At 38.2% G+C, this 23,105-nt stretch carries 19 protein-coding genes; 11 read left to right on the top strand and 8 right to left on the bottom strand.

Annotated features, from left to right (window positions below; all coding sequences use genetic code 11):
* Positions 1-433: 433 nt before the first annotated feature.
* On the top strand, positions 434-2,488 hold the full coding sequence (locus HMPREF0014_RS22625; RefSeq protein WP_006580425.1) for a GGDEF domain-containing phosphodiesterase: 2,055 nt from the start codon (positions 434-436) through the stop codon (positions 2,486-2,488).
* Positions 2,489-3,092: 604 nt separating this feature from the next.
* Positions 3,093-3,656 carry a TetR/AcrR family transcriptional regulator gene (locus HMPREF0014_RS22620; protein WP_002053434.1) on the top strand — a complete coding sequence of 188 codons (564 nt, stop codon included), beginning with the start codon at positions 3,093-3,095 and terminating at the stop codon, positions 3,654-3,656.
* A gap of 235 nt (positions 3,657-3,891) precedes the next feature.
* Here HMPREF0014_RS22620 and HMPREF0014_RS22615 read toward each other — a convergent pair whose 3' ends face one another.
* On the bottom strand, positions 3,892-4,464 hold the full coding sequence (locus tag HMPREF0014_RS22615; RefSeq protein ID WP_016803720.1) for a TetR/AcrR family transcriptional regulator: 573 nt from the start codon (positions 4,462-4,464) through the stop codon (positions 3,892-3,894).
* 330 nt (positions 4,465-4,794) lie between these two features.
* Here HMPREF0014_RS22615 and HMPREF0014_RS22610 point away from each other — a divergent pair, with 330 nt between their 5' ends.
* The 7 genes from HMPREF0014_RS22610 to HMPREF0014_RS22580 all read left to right on the top strand — a co-directional run bounded on the left by HMPREF0014_RS22610 (position 4,795) and on the right by HMPREF0014_RS22580 (position 14,208).
* Positions 4,795-5,658 (top strand): hypothetical protein, encoded by an 864-nt coding sequence (locus tag HMPREF0014_RS22610; RefSeq protein ID WP_020992374.1) that lies wholly within the window; start codon positions 4,795-4,797, stop codon positions 5,656-5,658.
* A gap of 227 nt (positions 5,659-5,885) precedes the next feature.
* The gene (locus HMPREF0014_RS22605) at positions 5,886-7,478 is read left to right on the top strand and encodes a peptide chain release factor 3 (RefSeq protein ID WP_004710644.1); all 1,593 of its coding nucleotides are present in this window, start codon (positions 5,886-5,888) and stop codon (positions 7,476-7,478) included.
* 69 nt (positions 7,479-7,547) lie between these two features.
* Positions 7,548-8,390 carry a hypothetical protein gene (locus tag HMPREF0014_RS22600; protein WP_006580421.1) on the top strand — a complete coding sequence of 281 codons (843 nt, stop codon included), beginning with the start codon at positions 7,548-7,550 and terminating at the stop codon, positions 8,388-8,390.
* A gap of 87 nt (positions 8,391-8,477) precedes the next feature.
* Positions 8,478-9,419: an RsiV family protein gene (locus HMPREF0014_RS22595; RefSeq protein ID WP_006580420.1), complete on the top strand. Its 942-nt coding sequence runs from the start codon at positions 8,478-8,480 to the stop codon at positions 9,417-9,419.
* Positions 9,419-10,231 carry a TatD family hydrolase gene (locus tag HMPREF0014_RS22590; RefSeq protein ID WP_006580419.1) on the top strand — a complete coding sequence of 271 codons (813 nt, stop codon included), beginning with the start codon at positions 9,419-9,421 and terminating at the stop codon, positions 10,229-10,231. The genes HMPREF0014_RS22595 and HMPREF0014_RS22590 overlap by 1 nt, the downstream gene beginning before the upstream one ends.
* A gap of 124 nt (positions 10,232-10,355) precedes the next feature.
* A complete protein-coding gene (gene acnA, locus HMPREF0014_RS22585) occupies positions 10,356-13,112 on the top strand; it encodes an aconitate hydratase AcnA (protein WP_006580418.1) in 2,757 nt (918 codons plus the stop codon).
* Positions 13,113-13,446: 334 nt separating this feature from the next.
* Positions 13,447-14,208: a tRNA threonylcarbamoyladenosine dehydratase gene (locus HMPREF0014_RS22580; RefSeq protein ID WP_000130925.1), complete on the top strand. Its 762-nt coding sequence runs from the start codon at positions 13,447-13,449 to the stop codon at positions 14,206-14,208.
* Between the two features lie 64 nt (positions 14,209-14,272).
* Here the strand turns inward: HMPREF0014_RS22580 and HMPREF0014_RS25680 are convergent, their stop codons facing one another.
* A complete protein-coding gene (locus HMPREF0014_RS25680) occupies positions 14,273-14,395 on the bottom strand; it encodes a hypothetical protein (protein WP_082187658.1) in 123 nt (40 codons plus the stop codon).
* 102 nt (positions 14,396-14,497) lie between these two features.
* On the opposite strand from HMPREF0014_RS25680, the gene HMPREF0014_RS22575 reads away from it, so the two are divergent.
* Entirely contained in the window at positions 14,498-15,391 is an 894-nt protein-coding gene (locus tag HMPREF0014_RS22575) for a LysR family transcriptional regulator (RefSeq protein WP_020992372.1), read from the top strand.
* A gap of 11 nt (positions 15,392-15,402) precedes the next feature.
* On the opposite strand, the gene HMPREF0014_RS22570 is transcribed toward HMPREF0014_RS22575, so the two are convergent.
* Entirely contained in the window at positions 15,403-15,912 is a 510-nt protein-coding gene (locus tag HMPREF0014_RS22570; protein WP_006580416.1) for a hypothetical protein, read from the bottom strand.
* Between the two features lie 336 nt (positions 15,913-16,248).
* Positions 16,249-17,247, bottom strand: a complete 999-nt coding sequence (gene dusA / locus HMPREF0014_RS22565; protein ID WP_082187662.1) for a tRNA dihydrouridine(20/20a) synthase DusA — start codon at positions 17,245-17,247, stop codon at positions 16,249-16,251.
* Between the two features lie 152 nt (positions 17,248-17,399).
* On the opposite strand from dusA, the gene HMPREF0014_RS22560 reads away from it, so the two are divergent.
* The gene (locus tag HMPREF0014_RS22560; RefSeq protein ID WP_004738134.1) at positions 17,400-18,548 is read left to right on the top strand and encodes a tyrosine-type recombinase/integrase; all 1,149 of its coding nucleotides are present in this window, start codon (positions 17,400-17,402) and stop codon (positions 18,546-18,548) included.
* On the opposite strand, the gene HMPREF0014_RS22555 is transcribed toward HMPREF0014_RS22560, so the two are convergent.
* From HMPREF0014_RS22555 to HMPREF0014_RS22540, 4 genes are all read right to left on the bottom strand, one after another.
* Positions 18,532-18,804 carry a pyocin activator PrtN family protein gene (locus HMPREF0014_RS22555; protein ID WP_004738135.1) on the bottom strand — a complete coding sequence of 91 codons (273 nt, stop codon included), beginning with the start codon at positions 18,802-18,804 and terminating at the stop codon, positions 18,532-18,534. The genes HMPREF0014_RS22560 and HMPREF0014_RS22555 overlap by 17 nt on opposite strands.
* 18 nt (positions 18,805-18,822) lie before the next feature.
* A complete protein-coding gene (locus tag HMPREF0014_RS22550) occupies positions 18,823-19,803 on the bottom strand; it encodes a hypothetical protein (protein WP_005079078.1) in 981 nt (326 codons plus the stop codon).
* Position 19,804: 1 nt separating this feature from the next.
* Positions 19,805-21,040 carry an inovirus-type Gp2 protein gene (locus HMPREF0014_RS22545; RefSeq protein WP_006580413.1) on the bottom strand — a complete coding sequence of 412 codons (1,236 nt, stop codon included), beginning with the start codon at positions 21,038-21,040 and terminating at the stop codon, positions 19,805-19,807.
* 749 nt (positions 21,041-21,789) lie between these two features.
* Positions 21,790-22,902: a hypothetical protein gene (locus HMPREF0014_RS22540; protein ID WP_005079077.1), complete on the bottom strand. Its 1,113-nt coding sequence runs from the start codon at positions 22,900-22,902 to the stop codon at positions 21,790-21,792.
* Positions 22,903-23,105 lie beyond the last annotated feature (203 nt).

Below are 23,105 nucleotides of genomic sequence, written 5' to 3'. Positions count from 1 at the left end.
GAAGAAAAACTTCGCTCTTGCGCTCGGGTAGAGCAATGCTCTACTAGTCCTCGCTCATACCTTGGATTCAAGCAAACAAGATCGTAGATAAAGAGAAAAACTAATACTCTTTTCTATTGTTTAAAAAGACCCTGCTTCATGCAGGGTTTTTTTATTTTATTAGCCCCTAAAACAAGTTTAAAAAAACATCATTAAGGTCAATTGACCTAGACTTAAGAAATCCTATATTTTTCATATAATTGGATGCTTAATTTTTGTTTACTTTATTGATTTCTAAAGTAAAAAATACTTGACCAAATGTTAGATAATGTTATTGTTTATAACTGACTAAAAAAGTCGAATTTACTAATTTTTCTTTAACGTGTTTAATTGTATTTTGTGCAATGAGTTGAACAAAATAAAAAAAAGTATTGAATAATCATGGAAGTCCAATATGGGTCATGTTGATTACGATAGCACATTGATCGTCGGCTCTTTTATTGCGGCTGGCGCTATTTGCTATATTGTGATTTCCATGGAGCAGTTAATATTTAAGCAAACTTATAAAAAGATTGAGCCGTTTATTCTATTACTTAATGGATTATTACTCGCAGCAGCGATTAGTATTGTCCATATTGTCGGCATGCATGCTTACCATTTATTTGAAGCAGCTTCTTCGAACGTTCCTTTAATTACACTGTCTTTTGGAATTAGTGCTGTACTTTCAAGTGTCGCAATTTGGCTCACTTCCCGTTTTACACTACCATTATTTAGGTTGGTTTTAAGCTCAGTCATTATGGGCATTGGTATTTCAGCTTCATATTATGTGAGTATGCTGGGCTGGAATATTGATATTTATAAGAAAGATTACACCTCATTTCTCATTTTATTTTCTGTCTTAATTGCCATGAGTGGTTCAGGTCTAGCTTTTTTGTTGGCCTATAAATTAAAAGAGAGCGAGCGTAATCGAGTAAGTTTAAAACTCGCTTTTGCAGTCATGATGACTTTAAGCATTATGGGCATGCACTATACGGCACTCATTGCGACTAATATTACCGATAAATTTGTGAGCCAATATCAGGCTGAACATGACCTGTTGCTGTTTACTATTATTCTGGTTACATGTCTGGTGCTGGTCGCGAGTTTTATTGTCGCCGTGCTGGAACAACGACTGAACCAACGAAATTTAGAACTCCGTAAAGCCAATAAAGAACTCGCCAATCTCTCCATTCAAGATAACTTAACTAAATTACCAAACCGACTTTATTTAGTTGATTACGCAGAAGTTCTTCTGTCAGACCATCGTTATAAAGACCAGAAAATTGCTTTTCTCTATATTGATTTAGACCGTTTTAAATCGGTAAATGATGCCTTTGGTCACCACATTGGTGATCAACTGCTTATACAAATGGCCAATCGCTTACATTGGCAACTCAATGAAAAGTGTAAGTTGCTTAGAATTGGCGGAGATGAGTTTTTATTAATAGCTGAAAATACCGATACTGAAGAGGCAATGCAACTTGCTGAAAAAGTATTGCAGCTTATTCAAGACAGTTACCAGATTTCCGGTAAAGAAATTAACATTTCGGCAAGCCTTGGCATCGCATTGTTTCCTGAACATGGGCAGAATGTTCAAGACCTGCTAATGAATGCCGATGCTGCCATGCTGATGTCTAAAGAGCAGGGCCGCAATACTTACACCGTCTTTAGTTATTCAACCCACCAACAAGAAACCAGAAGTCAGTCAAAACTGATCAATGATTTATATAAAGCAGTCGAAGAAAAACAATTTGTTCTCTACTACCAGCCAAAATTTAATACCAATCTTGAGATTTGCGGAGTTGAGGCGCTCATTCGTTGGAATCATCCATCTTTAGGTATGCTGACACCACACATGTTTATTGGTGGCGCGGAAAAGACGGGTTTAATTATTCCAATGGGATATTGGGCGCTTGAGCAAGCTTGCCAGCAAATTCAGGAATGGGAACGCAGCAACACTCAGTTTTATCCAATCGCAGTCAATTTATCGGCTTTGCAGTTTGAAAATAAAAAGCTCTTTAGTACCCTCGAAGGTTTGTTAAAAAAATACCAAATTAAGCCTCATCACCTCATTATTGAAATTACTGAATCAACTGCAATGCGGCATATCGACTTAAGCATTCGTGCTTGTGAGCGGCTGCGTGATATGGGCATTCGTGTCGCAATTGATGACTTTGGAACAGGGCACTCAAGCTTCTTATATTTAAAAGACTTACCAGTCGATGAGCTTAAAATTGACCGTGGTTTTATTGTCGATTTAAAACCGGGCTCAAAAGAAGAAGTCATTTTAGAAAGTATTATTCATTTGGCGAAAAAGTTAGGCTTAACCGTAACAGCCGAAGGGGTGGAAACTCAGCAGCAAGTCGAAATTTTAACGCGTTTAGGCTGTCAGCAGTTCCAAGGTTACTTGTTAGGAATGCCTGTAAATGTAGGGCAACTGATTCAGTCACAAGGCGCTCATTTTGTTTAACGAACTTGTGATAAATTTTAAAATTATAACTTTATATAATATCTAAAATAATAATTTAGTTAATCTAATGAAAAATAATAAGAATTTTAAAAACTTGTCATAAATTCCACATTGACACTTCTAAACTCTCAGATTATCCTTTGCCTGCTGGCCTACATTGCCAGCCGGTTGTCGCAGACCGATTAGTAAAGGCATCAGATTATTCCCTCTGAGGAGTAGTCTTGTGTGTAAATCGTCCCTCGCTCGTTGCGGTAGGACGAGTGAGGGACACCTTCGGGTGTGCTGATTCTTTACTATCAGTCTGCGAACCCTTGCTCGTTCTGCCACCATAATCCTTTATTAATGCTTTGGCAGAACTCCCCATATAAGGAGTTGGCTGTGCATACTTTTTTTACACCTCCCGATTAGTCTTTAGCGTTGTTTGATCACTTTCGAGTTTTCAGACTTTAGTTCGTCATGACTAAAAAATCATATCAACAATAAAACTTGAGATGCCCTAGGGCCATCTTTGGGGCCTTTGCATGCTTTTTTTGCCTAGAGTAAAAGTTGCGGCTGTTTTATCTCATTTAGACACAACAACAAATTATTTTATAACGGTACATATATGCCATATTCAGATCTCTCATTTCGCGCGTTAAGTGTGCTTCATACATCCCGTTATCTTTTTAATGACCATGGTTTTCACAACGTTGGTGTAGACCGCATTGTAGAAGAAGCGGAAGTGACCAAAACCACGTTTTATAAATATTTTCAGTCTAAAGAGCGGCTTATTGAAATGAGTTTAAACTTTCAAAAAGATGCTTTAAAAGAAAAAGTCTTCTCAATTATTTACACACAAAAAGATTTAGTGGTGCGTGAAAAGTTAAAGGAAATATTCTTTTTACATGTCAATCTGGAAGGGCATTATTATTTGCCATTTAGAGCTATTTTTGAAATTGAAAAAATTTACCCTACAGCCTATCAAGTGGTTATACAGTACCGTCAATGGTTAATTGATGAAGTTTATAAATTGCTTTTAACAGCGAAGAACGATGCTACTAAAAAAGATGCTCATATGTTTTTATTTGTAATTGATGGTGCCATTATTCAACTGCTAGATGAAACAAAGGCTGATAATAGAGAACTGTTATTGCAATATATTTTAAAAAGTATTTTTCTTAGTGATTAATTAATTAAATAGATGAGCTTAACTAACATTAGAGTTTTATTAATAAATTTTTTTTAAGAAAAGCTTGAACTTATATAAAATAAGGCCGCTATGCATTTAAAACATAACGGCCTAATCTATATATAGCTAAGAAGATGAAACAAGTCTGTTCATGTAAAAGAGTATGTATTCAAGCTTTCGTATGGGTTAAAACAAGGTTTATTTATGAGATAGCATCATAAATAATTAAATCTATTTACGCAGCCGCACAGCTCTGCGTTGTTTCAAGCTCAATGAGTTTATTTATATAAGACCATGTTCTTTCAGCATTAATTTCTGGTTTATTAATGGTGCCATCAATAATAAGTCCATCAATAATATTTAGAAAAAGGCTGCTTAGAACTGTTGGATCTTCAATGTCTAGCTCTAAAAACATAGAGACTACTAAGTCGTAAATCCATTGTCTATATTGGTTCACTTGGCTTTTAATGGATGGATACATTTGTAAAACTTCTATAGTCGCTTTTTTAAATAAACAACCATAAAAATCTTCAGTGTTAATCCAGTCTATATACCAGTTAAAAACATTTTTAAGTTTATTTAACGGATCATGTGCGCGGTTTACCTTTTCTAGTAAAGAAGCCTGCACTTCTAAAATTCTTCGCTGAAGGCATTCTTCAATTAAAACTTCTTTAGAAGAGAAGTACTTATAGAAAGTCATTTTTGCAACATTGGACTCAGCAATAATTTTGTCTACCCCAATTGAGGTATAACTTTTCTGATTAAAAAGGGTCATTGCTGTTGTTATAATCGTTTCTCTTTTTGACATTGGTTGCCCCGTCATAGATATTTTTTGATTAACTTTGCTATTGTAAAGTATGAAAGCTTAAATAAAACTTATTTTATGATATTTAAAAAATTATATTTATTCAATAGTTTGGTTTATTTTAAAAAACAATAATATATATTTTTTATTGGCAATAGTTTACTTTTTTAAATAATATTAATTAATCCATTGATTTGTTGAGATAATAAACATAATATCGACTCGTTAAGTATGGGTATATGGAATTTATCCTTTTAGCAATAGAGTGCGAAATGGAAATAGAGGGATAAGCCTTAGCTTAACTATAAGAAAAACTTTTTATTGAGAATGATTATGTCAAAAAAATTTGAAGACTTTGATAATCCAAGACAAAAAGCATTACAAGGTATGAAAAATAGTATTTCTGCCCAACAGTGGGAAGAAAACTTACAATTTCTCAAACAGTTAAGGAATAGAATTGCACATTTACCAGTAAGTCATCATCCAGCCATTGAAATATTAAATAACGGTTATCTTGATAAACAAACCTTGACACGTATTCATTTAGAATATCGTCATGCCATCGTACAAATTTTTACTGATGCTTTATTACAGGCACAGTTTTTAACAAAGCAATTGGAACCAAAGCTTCACTCTGGCGCCAAAATGTTTCCACGTGTGTTATTAAGCCTAAATATATTAGATGAATTTGGTTTTAGACCGGGTTTGGGTAAAGATAATTATTATTTAGGAAACCCAGAATACGCACATTATCCATTATATGAAGATTTATTAAATGACTATGGTTTGTCTGAGAACGACCGCCGTAATTATAAACCTTCAAAAATTGCAGATCAGGTGAGAACATTTTTAGAAGCTTCTTATGATAGCTATATGAATGTAGTGGCTTTATTGGCTGTAGCAGAAGAAGAGGTTATTCTTTTTAGCCCGCCATTAAGACAAGCCACCAAGTTCGTTAATATTGATGTTGAGGGTGGTGGTTATTATCACGTCCACGGCGTCTCAACAGATGAAACAGCAGAAGCTGCTGACGATGATCATCAAGACGATTTGTGGTTTGCGTTGGCTCAAGCGATTACCAAAGATGATTATGAAAGCTTGACCAAACTATGTCTTGATTATTGTGCATTGTGGACTGAGTTTTGGGATGCACAAATTGCCGATGTTCATTTTATTGAAGAAAAGAAATTGGCATAAGTTTTTTAAGTTCACTCGTAAAAGCCTGTTTATATTGGACAGGCTTTTTTATTGGTGTGAGGACCCAAATTTTTATATTTTCACCAAAGTTATTTCAAATATGAAAACACGGGCCAACAACTCAACAATCTCTAAACAGTACCTATAAATCTGCTACAATTACGCCAATTTTTATTTTGATCGACTTTAGATCTTTGGCACTGCAATCTCCGCAGTAGGTGTATTTCATGAGTTTTAAAGATGAGTTAGCGGCACAGGTCGCTCAACGACGCACATTTGCTATTATTTCCCACCCCGATGCCGGTAAAACCACCATGACAGAAAAACTGTTGTTATGGGGTAAAGCGATTCAGGTTGCAGGGATGGTAAAAAGCCGTAAATCTGACCGTGCAGCTACATCTGACTGGATGGAAATGGAAAAAGAACGTGGTATCTCGATCACTACGTCTGTTATGCAGTTCCCATATAAAGGTCACACCATTAACTTACTCGATACACCGGGGCACGAAGACTTCTCGGAAGATACTTATCGTACGCTTACCGCGGTTGACTCTGCACTGATGGTGATTGACGGTGCAAAAGGTGTCGAAGAACGTACCATCAAATTGATGGAAGTGTGTCGTATGCGTGACACACCAATTATTTCTTTCGTCAACAAAATGGACCGTGAAATTCGTGAGCCACTTGAGTTGTTAGACGAAATCGAAAACGTTTTAAATATTCGCTGTGTACCAATTACATGGCCACTTGGTATGGGTCGTGACTTTGCTGGTGTATACAATATTCTTGAAGATAAATTGTATGTTTACAAAGCAGGTTTTGGTTCAACCATTACCGATATTGAAGTACGCGATGGCTATGATCACGCCGATATTCGTGAAAAAGTAGGTGAGTTGGCTTGGGCTTCTTTTGAAGAGTCGCTTGAGTTGGTACAAATGGCAAACGAACCATTAGACCGTGAACTTTTCTTACAAGGTAAACAAACACCTGTTCTATTTGGTACAGCATTAGGTAACTTTGGTGTTGACCATGTTCTTGATGCATTTATGAACTGGGCACCTGAACCTAAAGCACATCCAACGCAAGAGCGTATGGTTGAAGCGAAAGAAGAAGGTTTCTCTGGCTTTGTATTTAAAATTCAAGCCAACATGGACCCTAAACACCGTGACCGTATTGCCTTTATGCGTATTTGTTCAGGTAAGTATGAAAAAGGCCTGAAAATGAACCACGTGCGTATTGGTAAAGAAGTCCGCATTAGTGATGCGTTGACTTTCCTTGCAGGCGAGCGTGAGCACTTAGAAGAAGCATGGCCGGGCGATATTATTGGTTTACACAATCACGGTACCATCCAGATTGGTGATACTTTCACTAGCGGTGAAAACTTACACTTCACTGGTATTCCACACTTTGCGCCAGAAATGTTCCGCCGTGTACGTTTGAAAGATCCATTAAAGTCAAAACAATTGCAAAAAGGCTTGAAAGAGTTGTCTGAAGAAGGGGCAACTCAGGTGTTTATGCCACAAATTAGCAATGATTTGATCGTGGGCGCGGTTGGTGTGCTTCAGTTTGACGTTGTTGCTTACCGCTTGAAAGAAGAATATAAAGTTGACTGTGTTTACGAGCCAGTAAGTGTAAATACTGTGCGTTGGATTCATTGTGATGATGACAAGATTCTTAATGAGTTCAAGAAAAAAGCACATGATCAACTTTCAATTGATGGCGGCGGTCACTTAACGTATCTTGCTCCTAGCCGAGTAAACTTGCAGATTATGCAAGAGCGTTGGCCTGATATTGAGTTCCGTAGTACACGTGAACACTAAGCATATAAATGTGACAAACAGCTTCGAACAGAAGCTGTTTTGTTTTGAAAAATAAGAAAGGATGATGAAATGAATTTGAGTAAAAAGGCTATTATTGCGCTTGTGGTTGCAGCCATAGCACTAATTTCTGCTATTTCTGCATTTGTCTGGAAAAGCACTCAGTCCTCATCATCTTCTGAAAAAAATATAGCTTCTGCCCAAAAGAATACTACTGAAAAGGCAGAGGTTTTACCTTACTTAAACTTGACTGAAACCAAGGCAAATTATGCAGTGCCTTTTTGTGAAAAGAAAAACTGTATTGATGTCGATATTCAAACCATAAAAACCCAAGATGCGTGGTTAAATAGCTGGATCGAAAAAAATCAGGCGAAAGTCATTCAGACTCAAATTAATTTGAAAAAAGATTTGAACCTGCAACAAGCAGTTGATGCTTACGTTAAAAAGTCAGACGAATGGCAAGATAAATATTCTAAAAACCGTGCCTATGAATTACACATTCATACACGCATTGCCTCGCAGCGTAATCAATATGTATTACTACAACTGGCTTTGGACAGTAAACAAGAAGAGATCACCATAAAAGATCGTTATTATTTTTTCGTGGCTGATCGTAAATTGCATAAAAGCTTAACTTTGCTTGATGTACTTCAAAAAGATCAGCAAACCACTGTGCATCAAATCGTGCAAACTGCGTATCAGGATTGGCTGAAAAAACAAAATGCTGACGTTAAAAAAGACGCACCAAAAACTTTGTATTGGGGACAGGCCGACTGGTTCTTTGATGGTGAGGGTGTAGGTCTGCATTATCAGGCAAATCAGATTACCAAAGATGCGCCTCAGCTCGATATTTATTTAACGACAGAACAAACCAAAAAAATATTACAACCTGAGGTTTATGAACAAATGTTTTAAGTTGGTAGCAGAATTTGCAACCTACTTATAGATGCGCTAACTTCATATGAGTTATGCATAATCTTCTCAGAATAAAGGCAAAATATGATGTTAACTTCTAAGGCCTCGCTACGTTTAACGCTACTTGCTTCTGCACTATTTTTAGTGGCATGTCAGCCTAAAAGTGATCCTAAAGAGTCGAAAGATCAGCAAAAGCCAGCAGTGGTTGAGCAAAAGCCTGTGGAACTGACTTTAAAAGGGGAAACAGTTCAAAGTAAGGTGGTTTTGCCAGACTGTAGTGGTAAAACTTGCCCTGAATTTACTGTAGAGCGCTTGCAAAGTAACTATCCATTTATTGATAAGATTATTGATCAACAAGTTTTAAAAGCACTCGGCCAGATTCTTGAAATTGCAGAACCAGATGCAAAAACAGCAAAAACTGATAAAAAGGCAGAAGCTTCGGGAGTTGCTGCTGCTGACCAACAAGATAGTTTCGATGCTCAGGTTCAGCGCTATGCAAACTCATTTATTGGTTTAGACAAGGAACTAAAAGAGTTAAGTAGTAATCATCAGATTAATCTTTTAGTAAAACCTAAAATCATACAGTCGCAAGGTAAAGTCGTAACTGTTGTAGTTAACAGTAGTAGCTATTTGGGTGGGGCGCATGGTTCGGCTGCCCAGCACTATTACAATTTTGATTTAAAAGAGGAAAAGCAAGTCAAACTTGAAAACTTGCTGCGTCCAGAGAAAAAAGCCGCTTTAGAAAAGTTAGCACATGAGGCGTTTAAAGCTTGGGTGACTGACTCAAAACTTGCCAATAGTGTGAGTGAATATGAACAAGCTTGGCCATTTAAACTCACTGAAAACTTCTTGCTCGGTGATCAGGGCTTGATTCTTCAATATGGCGAATATGAAATTGGTCCTTATGTTGTGGGGTTGCCTCGTTTAGTTATTCCATACGACCAATTACAAGATGTATTGAAAGAAGAATATTTGCCGCAGGCTAAAGCTAAACCAGCTTCGACACCTGCCGAAAAAAGTGCTAGCTAATGCATTTGTTTGATACCCATACCCATTTCGATGTTGCCGATTTTAATGAAGATCGGCTGCAGTTAGCACTTGAGGCTAAAAAAGTGGGTGTGGATGCTTTGGTGTTAATTGGCTTTTTACAGTCACGTTTTGATGAGTTGGTACGCACTCATTATCAGCTCAAACAGTGGGAGAATGTGCCCACTTCTTATTTAGCGCCAGGGTTGCATCCATTTTATATTGAGCAACACAGGCCAGAACATCTTTCTCATCTTGAACAAATTTTGCAGCAAGAAGACTGCGTGGCAGTGGGTGAAATTGGCCTCGACACTTTTTTGAAAGAGCATAAGCAGCCCGATATATATGCCAAACAAAAACAGTATTTTGCCGACCAGTTAGATCTGGCAACTCAATATCAAAAGCCAGTGTTACTTCATATTCGAAAAGCACACTGGGACGTATTAGCAATATTAAAAGCACATAAGTTTAAACTCGGCGGAATTGCTCATGCCTTTAGTGGTGGTGTGGAAGAGGCAAAAGGCCTGATTAAGCTTGGTTTTAAAATTGGTGTGACGGGACAAGTGACTAACCCGAATGCGAAAAAGCTTCATACTGTGGTACAGGCTATAGGTGCAGAGCATTTAGTGATTGAAACAGACTGTCCTGATATGACCCCGCTTTGCTGTCAAACTTCAACTGAGCAGCGTACTCGCAATACGCCTGTGAACTTACCTTATGTACTCAAAAGTTTGGCCGAAAATTTAAATATGGCCGAGTCAGATTTAGCTGATTTGCTATGGAAAAACTCACTATCAGCATTGAAATTATCGTAATAAAAATCAAAGATTAGAAATAGTAACTAAAACAAAACACAGCGATGAAAAAAGAAGCTTAAAGTAAGAAAACAACATGTAAAAACGTGAAAAATAACATTGCCAGACATGGGAGGATAACCCAATGGCTAAGTATAGCAATATCAATAGTTTTAATGCTCTACAGACGCTAACAGTAGGTTCCAGCAATTATCAGATTTTTAGCTTAACCCAAGCCGAGAAAAAGCTAGGTGACATTGCCAAACTGCCGAAATCATTAAAAGTACTGTTGGAAAACTTATTACGGTTTGAAGATCAGCACAGTGTTAAAACAGAACACATTCATGCTTTAGCTGAGTGGCTAAAAACCCGTACTTCCGATCAGGAAATTCAATATCGACCTGCACGGGTTTTAATGCAAGATTTTACCGGTGTTCCGGCAGTTGTTGACTTGGCTGCAATGCGTGCTGCAATGGCACAAGCGGGCGGCGACCCTGAAAAAATTAATCCTTTATCACCTGTAGACTTAGTCATTGACCACTCCGTGATGGTGGACTATTTTGCCGATGATCAGGCTTTTGAAGAAAACGTTCAAATTGAAATGCAGCGTAATGGCGAGCGATATCAATTTTTGCGTTGGGGACAATCTGCATTTAATAACTTTAGTGTTGTGCCACCGGGTACCGGTATTTGCCATCAGGTCAATTTAGAGTATTTGGCTCAAGCGGTGTGGTTAGGTGAAGACAATGGTCAAACCTTTGCTTTCCCTGACACATTAGTAGGTACAGACTCACATACCACTATGATTAATGGTTTAGGGGTTTTAGGTTGGGGTGTTGGTGGTATTGAAGCAGAAGCTGCCATGTTGGGTCAGCCTATCTCTATGCTTATTCCTGAAGTGATCGGTTTTAAACTGACCGGAAAATTACAAGAGGGAATTACGGCAACTGACTTGGTACTCACCATTACTCAAATGCTTCGCCAAAAAGGTGTGGTAGGTAAATTTGTAGAATTCTATGGCGATGGCTTAGCCGACTTACCACTTGCTGACCGAGCGACCATTGCCAACATGGCACCTGAATATGGCGCAACTTGTGGCTTCTTCCCAATTGATGAAGTGACTTTGGGTTATTTGAAATTAACTGGTCGTCAAAGTGACCGTATTGCACTGGTTGAAGCATATAGCAAGGCACAAGGCTTATGGCGTAATCCGGGTGATGAACCTGTTTTCACAGATACCTTAAGTTTAGATATGAGTACGGTTCAGGCAAGTTTGGCAGGTCCAAAACGTCCTCAAGACCGTGTGCTTTTATCGGAAGTACCAAAAACGTTTAATGCGCTCATGGAGTTAACACTTAAGCCAGCCAAAGAAGCGAAAGAGCGTTTGGAAAATGAAGGCGGTGGTGGTACGGCTGTAGAAGCGACCAAAGCCAATATTCAGCATGAAAGCCCATCTTGTGTGATTGAAGGACAGGAATATCCATTAAATCATGGCGATGTCGTCATTTCAGCGATTACTTCATGTACCAATACCTCTAACCCAAGTGTAATGCTGGCGGCAGGTTTACTTGCTAAAAAAGCCATTGAAAAAGGCTTGCAGCGTAAACCATGGGTAAAAAGTTCACTTGCACCTGGTTCTAAAGTCGTAACCGACTATTTATTGGCTGCTGGACTTACCCCGTATTTAGATGAGTTAGGCTATAACTTGGTAGGTTATGGTTGTACAACGTGTATTGGTAACTCGGGTCCTTTACCTGAACCAATTGAAGATGCAATTCAGTGTCATGATCTAAACGTGGCATCTGTACTTTCGGGTAACCGTAACTTTGAAGGGCGTGTGCATCCATTGGTTAAAACCAACTGGCTTGCTTCACCACCACTTGTAGTTGCTTATGGTTTAGTTGGGAATATCCGTACCGATTTAACGACTCAACCAATTGGGCAAGGTAAAGATGGGCAACCTGTTTACTTAAAAGATATCTGGCCAAGTCAGGCAGAAATTGATGCCGTCTTACAAAAAGTAAATACCGACATGTTCCACAAAGAATATGCTGCGGTGTTTGATGGTGATGAAAGCTGGCAAGCGATTCAGATTCCAAAAAGTAAAACTTACGAATGGGCTGATGATTCGACTTATATTCGCCATCCGCCGTTCTTTGAAGGCATTGGTGAGCCACCAAAACCAATTAAAAATATTGAACAGGCACGTATTTTGGCAGTGCTTGGTGACTCGGTAACCACTGACCATATTTCACCAGCGGGTAATATCAAAAAAGACAGTCCGGCAGGTCGATATTTACAAGAACAAGGTGTTGAGCCAAAAGACTTCAACTCTTATGGTTCACGACGTGGTAACCACGAAGTCATGATGCGAGGCACCTTTGCCAACATTCGTATTAAAAACGAAATGTTGGGTGGCGAAGAAGGTGGTAATACCATTCATGTGCCAAGTGGCGAGAAGCTTGCTATTTATGATGCGGCGATGCGTTACCAACAAGAACATACACCGCTTGTGATTATTGCTGGTAAAGAGTACGGAACAGGTTCTTCACGTGACTGGGCTGCCAAAGGTACGAATTTGCTAGGTGTTAAAGCTGTCATTGCCGAAAGTTTTGAACGTATTCACCGTTCAAACTTGGTGGGTATGGGCGTGTTGCCATTACAGTTTGTTGATGGTCAAACCAGACAGTCGCTTAACTTAACTGGTCATGAGGTTATTTCGATTCGTGGTTTATCGGATGGCATTCAGCCTCATGAAATTCTTGAAGTTGATGTGAAAGGGCCAAATGGAGTAGCCAGCCACTTTAATGTGTTATGTCGAATTGATACGTTAAATGAGGTTGAGTACTTTAAGGCAGGTGGTATTTTGCATTATGTACTGCGGAATTTGATTGCTGGTTAATTTGGCTAAGTTTGCATAGCCTTGTAATGAGGGTGCTTTGGCTAATGTTGACTATATAGGCGTATCCTTACTTTTTAAGGATAAAAAGTAACAAAAATCCTTTGTCGGGCTGACGGTATATCCTTATACCGCAGCCCAACTGGGCGGCATCCATGCCGCCTGTCACGTTAGTAAATAATGACTTAAATCTTAAATAATATAATTTGATTTATAATGATAAGAATTGTCGTGAACTCAAATATCGCTATCTCAAGTTTTCTTTGATCTGAAATACACTTTCTTCTGAAAAGCAGTAAAATACCTCCCGTGTTTTATATCCCTTCAAAGAGTAGCAATGACCGATCTCCAACAAGATGAATATGACCGCCGTTTTGCAGGTGTAGCCAAAATTTATGGTGATTCATCGTTCCAGCACTATGAAAAAAGTCATGTGATGGTGATTGGTATTGGTGGTGTTGGCAGTTGGGCGGTAGAAGCTTTAGCACGCACGGGGATTGGTGAGATCACACTAGTTGATATGGACGTAGTCGCGGCATCAAATGTGAATCGTCAGCTACCTGCGATGACATCAACTCTGGGCTGTGAAAAAGTTGAGATTATGGCGGAGCGTTGTCGCCAAATTAACCCACGTATTAAAGTTAATATTATTGATGACTTCTTAACACCAGAAAATGTTGCAGAACTTTTAAATCCTGTACCGGATATTGTTTTGGACTGCATCGATGATGTTAAAGCAAAACTGGCTTTAATGCTGCATTGTCGTTTTAATAAAATTCCTTTGATCGTGTCGGGCGGAGCAGGTGGTAAGCTCGATCCACTTAAAATCCGTGTGGCTGATTTATCAAAAACAGAACAAGATCCAATGTTAGCGAAGCTACGTAGTCAACTTCGTGCTCGCGGCATCTGTAAAAAGCCAAAAGAGAAATTTGGCATTACCTGCATTTATTCTATCGACAATCCGTTTTCTAGTGCGGATGTCTGCCCATCGGCAGGGTTGCGCTGTGGTGGCTATGGTTCAGCAGTAGTAGTGACTTCAAGCTTTGCCATGATTGCTGTGGCCGAAGTTTTGAAAAAGCTCGATTTAAAGAAAGCCTAATTTAAATATTGAAAAGGCATGCGCTTAGGTGAGGGCATGCCTTTTGTCTTTTTAGAGAAACTATTTAATCGTAGAGCTCTATGCGGTCTTGCTGTGGCTGTGTAGGTAGTTGCTGATCATAAAATTTAAAGCACCATAAAATTAAAATAACGATGCTGCATATTGCGAAACCTTTTAAATACTTCATGAAGAATTCAATCAAGTGAATGGTCTTAATAAAATTCTAGTCAAGGATATTCATCTAATCTAATATAGAAAATAGACCGAATGATCTAATTTTGAGATGGTAATGCTCACATTAAAACAATTCCAATATTTCATAAAAATTGTTGAAGAAGGGAGTTTTACCGCTGCTTCCGAAAAACTATTTATTGCTCAGTCTGCTTTAAGTCGACAAATGAAGCTATTAGAAGAAGAGATAGGTTTTCAGTTGTTTGATCGCACTGATAAAAGGGCAAAACTCACGGCAGCGGGAGAAGTGTTTTATAAGAAAATAAAAGATAATTTGCTCTACTTAAATGAAATTATTGATCTTGCCAAGAGTGTTTCGGAAGGGAAAAACCGCCAGATTAAAATTGCTCATTCAAGTAGCATTGTTATGGATCATAAAAAGGTACAAATATTAAAAGAAGTTAGCTTAACGCAGCAGCTGGGTTTTGAGATCAATACCTTGTCATCAGAGCAGCAAATCTTAGCTTTAATGAACGGTGAAATTGATATTGGTTTTATTAGACCTCCCGTTCGGCACACTCTAGATGAGATGAGCATTTTTAAGTTATATGAAGAGCCTTTAATGGTGGCTGTGCATACCGAGCATGCCAAATTTGCTAAAGCAGAAAAGGTTTATTTAAAAGACTTGAAAGATGAGTGTTTTGTAACTACACCTCATGCCGAAAGAGGGGGCTTGAGTTATTTGGTCGCAAATCTGTGTTTAGCTGCAGGATTTACTCCACAAAAAGCCCCCATTCTGTCACGTAAGGTTTCGCAGTTACAATTGGTCGCTGCAAATTTGGGAATCAGTATAGTTCCTGAAGAGTTCAAACAAATTTTACCTAATCAGGTAAAGCTATTACCTTTGGCAGATGATTTGTCATTCTCAGAAGTTTTCTTGGTTTATAGAAAAGATCAGGATGAAATGATTCAGCATTGTGCCGAGCAAATTCATCAAATGTTCCGATCTTAAAAAGCAGTAAATTAACCTAATCTGTAGTAAGTATAGGTGACGTTGTCATCTTTATAGACGTCGTAACTGCTTTGTTTGAAGTCCGAAACCCATTCACTTCCTGTGTAACCAGCGATGTGACCATAAACATGATTGCGGGTTCTGTGAATGATGTAAATGTCGCCTTCTTGAGGCTCATCAAAAGCTGGGTTAATTTCTTTATAGCCAATCTTTTTCAGGGTATCGCCCCAATCAGATGCTGCAATTGGGTGGTTTTCAACATCGGCACCAGCAGATTCAAGTGCAAGACGAATGCTACGTGCACAACGAGCTTTGCTGCGTCTAGAAGTAACACTTTCTAGTTTTGCTACGAATTTTTCTACATCAATGGCGGGAGGGGTATTGCTTTCAGTGCGGTGATTGTTGGGTTTCATGGTGAAGGGATAAGGAAGGCTTGGTGTGCTGTGTGATACAACAATCGCTGCCTTATTTGAATCCTGATACATATAGTTATCAGCTACTTGTCCGGCATAAATAATCATCGTGAAATCTCTACCCGTACTACCTATATCCGTATTTAGAAAATCACCACCTACCTGTGGCGTTCAGAGATACTAATTGCCCAAACTTAAAAGTTTTGTTTATGTTATGTAATAACGTATCTTTTTTCCAGTTTTTATTTCTGACTGCGAAAAAATAGCCTAGTTAAAATAGTGGCTAAAACTAGTAAAATTTAAGTAACTGATATTATTGAGTATAAATAAATAATCAGAGCTTAAATTTGAATATTTCGAGCCGACATTTGCGAATATACTCAAAATCTAAGTCTCTGATTTAAAATGCCACATTTTCTTACAATTTAAGAAGGCTGAGTGGGCTTAAGCCTGATGCTCTTTCACATATTCTTCAGTACGAATAATTGCAGCTTGCATGTTTCGAATAGCATTCTCGACATCAGTTAAAGTTTTTGCATTTCCACCGCTTAATGCTTGACGCCATTTACGGGCACCCGGTAGGTTTTGAAATAAACCTAAAATATGGCGCGTAATGATAGAGAGTGGCGCACCTTGAGCCATGCGTTGTTCAATATAAGGCAACATCTGTTCCATGATATCGAAACGGTCTGGTGCTTCTAAGTTCCAAAGTTGGCCAAGCTCAGCAAGTAGGTAAGGGTTGTGATAGGCTTCACGACCAATCATCACGCCATCAACGTGCTGTAAATGAGCTTGAGTTTCGGCAAAAGTTTTAATTCCGCCGTTAATTTCAATCGTTAAGTGCGGGCGTTCTTGCTTTAAACGGTAAACATCTTCATAGCGTAGCGGTGGTACTTCTCGGTTTTCCTTCGGAGATAAACCTTTTAATATCGCAATACGGGCATGGACGACAAAGTGCGTGCAGCCCGTTGCCGCAACGGTGTCTACGAAGTGCAGCATTTCTTCGTAAGACTGCATGTCATCAATACCAATACGGTGCTTAACCGTTACTGGAATATTCACCGCTTTTTGCATGCTATGAATACATTCAGCAACTAAGTCTGGCTCTGCCATTAAACATGCGCCGATTTTATTGTTCTGTACACGGTCACTTGGGCAGCCTACATTCAGGTTGACTTCGTCATAGCCCCAGTCTTCAGCCATTTTTGTACAAGTGGCAAGCTCTTGAGGATTTGAACCACCAAGTTGCAGTACGATTGGGTGTTCTTGAGCGTTATAGTCCAAGTGGCGTTTTGCATCGCCAAATAAAATCGCGCCTGTTGTCACCATTTCGGTATACAGCACAACGTTTGGGTTAAACAACCGTGCAAAGAATCGGTAATCCTTTGTAGTCCAGTCCATCATTGGGGCTACACTGATTCTTGGAGATTTAATAGTTTCAATGGTTTTATTAATAGTCATTAAAAATCATACCTTTAATCAGTGTTTTGCAACCTGTTTGAATCTGTGGGAACTCATATTTAGCTGCGTTAATCAGTTTGCATTTACACCAAAATTTACACCATAATGGAGAAAATGGTTCATGGTGTAAATTTATGGGGTCAATTACTGCCAGAAAAGGTGCAGATGGAAGTGTTAGTTACCGAGCTGCTATCCGGATCAACAAAAAAGGTTATCCAGCTTATTCTGAAAGCAAAACATTTCATTCAAAAAAAGTGGCAGAAAACTGGCTTAAAAAAAGAGAAGTTGAGATTCAAGAAAATCCAGACATTTTACTTGGCAAAGAACAACTGATTGATCTAACTTTGTCAGATGCCATAGATAAATATTTGGATGAAGTTGGGAGCGAGTACGGTAGGACGAAACGCTATTCTCTACTCTTAATTAAGAAGTTGCCAATCGCGCGCAATATTATCACAAAAATACATTCAATACATTTGGCTGAGCATGTTGCTCTAAGACGGAGAGGCGTGCCGAATCTTGGTTTAGACCCTATTGCAACAAGTACACAGCAGCATGAGCTTTTACATATTAGAGGTGTTCTATCTCATGCATCTGTTATGTGGGGCATGGAAGTTGATTTAAGTAGCTTCGATAAAGCTACGGCACAGCTTAGAAAAACTCGCCAAATCTCCTCTAGCAAAGTGAGAGATAGACTTCCTACAAATGAAGAGTTAATTGCTTTAACAAAACTTTTTGCTGAGCGTTGGAAATTAAATAAATATGGTACTAAGTATCCAATGCATTTAATTATTTGGTTCGCAATTTTTTCATGCAGACGTGAAGCAGAGTTAACACGCTTATGGCTGCAAGATTATGATTCTTACCATTCATCATGGAAAGTTCATGATTTGAAAAATCCGAACGGTTCTAAAGGTAATCACAAGTCTTTTGACGTGTTGGAACCTTGTAAAACAATAATTGAACTTTTATTAGATAATGAAGTGCGGAGTCGTATGCTTCGATTAGGATATGATGAACAACTTTTATTGCCTCTGAACCCAAAAAGCATAGGAAAAGAGTTTCGTGAAGCATGTAAAATATTGGGAATTGAAGATTTACATTTTCATGATTTGAGGCATGAAGGATGTACGAGGCTTGCAGAACAAAGTTTTACTATTCCTGAAATTCAGAAAGTAAGTTTGCATGATTCTTGGGGGAGCTTACAACGTTATGTTTCTGTGAAGTCAAGACGTAATGTAATTCAATTGGAAGAGGTGCTACGCCTCATTGATGAAACGTAGCAAAGTCTTTAGCAGCTTCAGAATACTTCTTATCTAAGATATCAGCCAAGTCTTTAACGTGCACCAGAAATGGTGCGCGTTTGCTTGAATCTATTTTAAAGACAGAGAAAGGAAATTCTTGATTATTTGCCTTTCTTAGCGCCTCTGCCTTGCTTAAGTGAGGATAATAGTCTTGTACTACACTCATTAATTCGACAGTCATAGAGCGATATTTCATAAATAGGTAATCAGCTGTGTTTAACTGGAATGCACCCATTGTGAAATAGCCTTTTAACTAGTTAGTTTTAAACTTGGAATACAACACATCAAAATTGGACTGTGTATCCCAAATTCGAAGGACTGCATCACTGCCTACTAGGTACGTTTTGAGCAGCTTAATAAGATCTTTGCACCTTGGATCACTTTTAAAAAAATGATTAGTTTGCATAAACCCGTTTAATGGCATAGATACAGGATATGCTTTGCAATTAAATAGGCCTTCCAGATTACCTCGTAAAGCAATGAAAGCATTTTCATCAGAAGAACCAACAGGATCATCTATGAACTGGCGTTCCAGTAAAAACACCAGTCTGAGTGCTAATTGTCCTTGGGGTGTAAGTTCCCATTTCGAAAATACGGCAATAATTTCATTATTACCACCTTCATTAAAGAAAATGGCGATCATCTCTTTCTTCTGCTGATCTAAATATTGTTGTTTTGAATATATTGGAGTATTCGCTGAAAGCGTAAATAGCATTGGCAAATATAGCTCATGTGTTTCGAAGCCTGCGTAGTCTTTGAATAGAACCTTCATTGTCGAATCAAATAACTCTTCAGCACGAATTTGTTCTGTATTCCAAGCTGTTAAATCCTCATTAAACTGCCTAGTGTTGAGCATATATTGGTAGCCCGTAATTTGATTAGAAAAATACTGATCATGGCAGTAAATCCCCCCATTAAGCATAGGCCCCATATGTTTAATAAACTGAATAAACAATTCGTTCTCTGGCTTTAGCCGAACAGATAACATCCCATTAGTGACAGGGGAGCCTGTCACTAATGGATATGCTGATCTAATCAACTCAACAGGTTTACTGAGAGATAATGCCTGATTACTATTTTGAGAATTTTGTTTTGCAAACATGCTTGTAGTTTTTGATCTCCCAAGAGCTTTTGCTGACTTCTCAGAACCAATCAGATCGTAAGCCCAAATAGGTTGAATGCTGCATGACGAATGTGTAGCTGCAAGTAAAGCATCTGATGCGTACTTAGTCATGTTACTGTCCTCCTACTTGAGCATCATCTGACTGATCAGAGTCTAGTAGGTTAAGTTGCTCGAACTTGCGTGGACGGCCAAGTTTGGTAGCAGGAACTTTTGGTATTTGGCTTGTTCGGAAGCTCCGAATTTGTTCTCCATTAGTAAAGGCGAAGTACTGATCATTTTTGCATATGTAGTCAAACGTAGCCTTGAGATTCTTAAGCATTTCATGGTCGGTATACTCCAAAATGCCTAAGGCACGATAGCGGTACTCATCTTTCTTCATATTGCAGATAAAAGCAGTCCCAAGATTGTTTGTAGCAACCCTCCATTTTTCAGCAATATATTGCCCCCACGTGATGTCCTCACGATGGTCATTGGCATTGAAGAAGTAATAAAGATGTCCATGGAATCCCTTGGTTGGGGTGTGTTCAATACGCAGGATATACCCGAGCGCTTGCTTAAGCTGATTATGCTTAGATGCATCATAGAACCGAATAAAAGACTCTTGCATAAACTCACTATCATGTTCAGCCTGAGCAAAATCAGTTGAGATAGCAAGCTGTTGAAGCTTAGCTGTATCGCGTATTAATCCTAGGTCTACTCGAACAACAAGGATTCGAGAATGGATCTTGAGTAGAGTCTCTACAAGCTCAACACAACGCTCTTTAGAACGGCGTCGATTACTAGCACGATTCGAAAGTTGTTTACGAATTGAGGCACTGCTCATTCTTATTGCAAACAACTTCTGAAATTTAATTAAAGCTGCAACATAAGCCTGAGCCTGTTCAGATGTGTAACACTGATTGATCAGAGAAAATTCATAAAGGGTATATTGTTCTTCCTTTGAAAGTTCTAAGAATGAATCCTTAAAGGCCTGTAACTCTATGCCCATCTTGTAATTGCCAGAGTGAGCAGACACAAAGATTGTTGTAAGCTGGCACTTAAGCAAAAGTGGAATATCCTTCGCATATTCAACACGTAGTTGCTCTTTGCCCTTAAAACTTTGAACAGATTTAAGAGTAGCGATTGGGCGCTCTTTCTCAAAATACTTGATGAACTCAACACGACTGAGCATTTTTTCAACTTCAGGGTTTATACTCGTTTTGAATATTTTAATCTTACCGTTTTCTGTCATGTACTCATGAGTTGAAAAATCTTCCTTGAGCTGTTCTAGGAATGCATCTCTATCTGCAACTGAGAACTGTGCGATAGGTGGAAGAATTGGTTTAGCTGTGTTGTTCAGAGATTTCATAGTATACCTACATACAAATAATTAATTACGTATCAGGCGTCATGAGGTAAATGCTCTCCCTATGGACATCGTTTAGAAATGTCCATTAGGGTAGGCGTAGAGTGGATATTGGCTAATCTATCTGGAATGTATTCATCTCAAATGGATACACAATTAAATCAATCTAATCTATAAGCAGTATTTGCTAAGGCACACTGCTTATGACAATAAGTATCTAGTAGATTAATTACATATATCTAATATTACTTATTACAATTGTATTTAAACCGAAAAGCCGATTGCACTTTACTTCGAGAATGCTCTACCAAAAAATGACGGTAATACGAGGACTTTTTAAAAGTTGTGATGTCCTGCGTTATGCAGCATTTAAATGGCTTCGTTGAGCTATTCTTCGGGTGACCCACACCCGTAAATTGCTAAGCTTCCAATTGAATGTACTTATTAATTTGATGTGTTGCTGGCTTAGGTTTGAGTTGGTCATATTGGTTCCTTATGTAGCAAGTTTTGTATGCTTGATTGCATAAGGGAAATTCTAGAAAAAAATTAAGCACCCTCTAAAAATCTGCGAAGAATTTATTTAAGCTACTGATATATATGTATTTAAAATCTTTAAAATATAGAAATTTCATTGTAATTATTACTCTTTTAAAAATTTATTAATTTTTTTTAAGAGCATGTCAGTGTAGAACTAACAGGCTCTAAATAAATTATGTGAGTGATCGGATTTTTATTGGGGTGGGAGGGGAATTCTAAAGTTTTCTACCTTTCTTTTCTATAAAAATGTTCAGCGCATCATATAGGCTTGGCTCGCTTTCCTTTAACCAAGATTTAGCGCTATTCAGTAACTTCATTCTCTGATCGTCGGTTCTAATTTTACTTTTTTGAGTTTCTAAGGCAGAAATCTTTTTCTGATAAAATACTCTTATTTCCTTATAACGTTCGATAGGGCGACCTGCAAAAGAAGTTAGGGGTTGATCACGGTTCTGAGCTTGTATGATTACAGTTTTTTTACCATATTCTTCAATTTCTTTGACTTCAGCTGTAGATAGATCATTTCGAGCTGCAAAAAGAAAATATTCAGCTTCTTCTTTTTTTCGTAAACAATGTTCTATTTCAGCATTGTATTCTTGAGTGAGGTATTCTGGAATTTTTGAGATAGCTTGCTGCTCAATGGCTCCTAGAACCGTATCCATACTTGAGTAAGTTTTTTGATTACTGGTAATAAAACGTTGAACAAGTGAGAGGTAAGTTTTTTTTACCCTCTGGGATTTTTTATGGCTGTTTCGGGCTAATTGAGATTGCCTAATCTGTTTATAGATATCTTCTGGTAGCGTGTAAATATAGAAAGAACAATCATAATGTTTGGAGTAGAGACGAAATGCTTCTTCAAAATGTTTCTCAGCTTGTTGTGCTGTTTTTTTGAATATTCTGGTTTTAGTTGATACCAAGTTTTTGAATTTACGAATTTCAGTCGCGATTTCGCTATAGTGTCGGGCAAGTCGGTCCTCTTCGGGAATGTAGATGTAAATTTCCGATTTACCTCGAAGTAATGGTGGGGGTAATCTCCATGCCTGTTGACGGAGAGCCTTTTGTTCTGGCGATTCTTTTAATAAGCCTTGATCAAGCTGTTCATAAAACCACTTTCGGTCATTATCCGTCATTTCTTCACTGATAGGTTCCATTTGTTCGGGTAAATAAGCTTTGTAGTGTTCGGCATAGGCTGATGGCAAACCATAGGGAAATTTATGTCTTTTAATAATATGTTCTTCAAGTTGGTCAATTAAGCCAATAAGTTTTTTGATGTTAATCGTAGATGTGGTTTCTTGTTTAGCCTTAGCATTTTTTTTAGCTGAAGTTGCCATGTAATCAAGTTCACTTATTCATTTTAAAAGAAGTGCATATATTATAAGTCGTAACTACTTATAATTTAAAAATGATTTAGCTTAACTTGAGAGTGAATTATGAGCATTTGTAGAGGGGTGTTAGGTGTTAAACTGCACTCCATTTATGTACCGACTTATGATGATTCTGTACCGACTTGCGATGTTTTGGGTGAAAAGTAGTC

This window comes from Acinetobacter sp. RUH 2624 (genome assembly GCF_000162375.2).
Classification (GTDB): Bacteria; Pseudomonadota; Gammaproteobacteria; order Pseudomonadales; family Moraxellaceae; genus Acinetobacter; species Acinetobacter nosocomialis.
The sequence above is the reverse complement of the archived record's forward strand: the minus strand, read 5'-3'. Positions and strand labels throughout refer to the sequence as shown.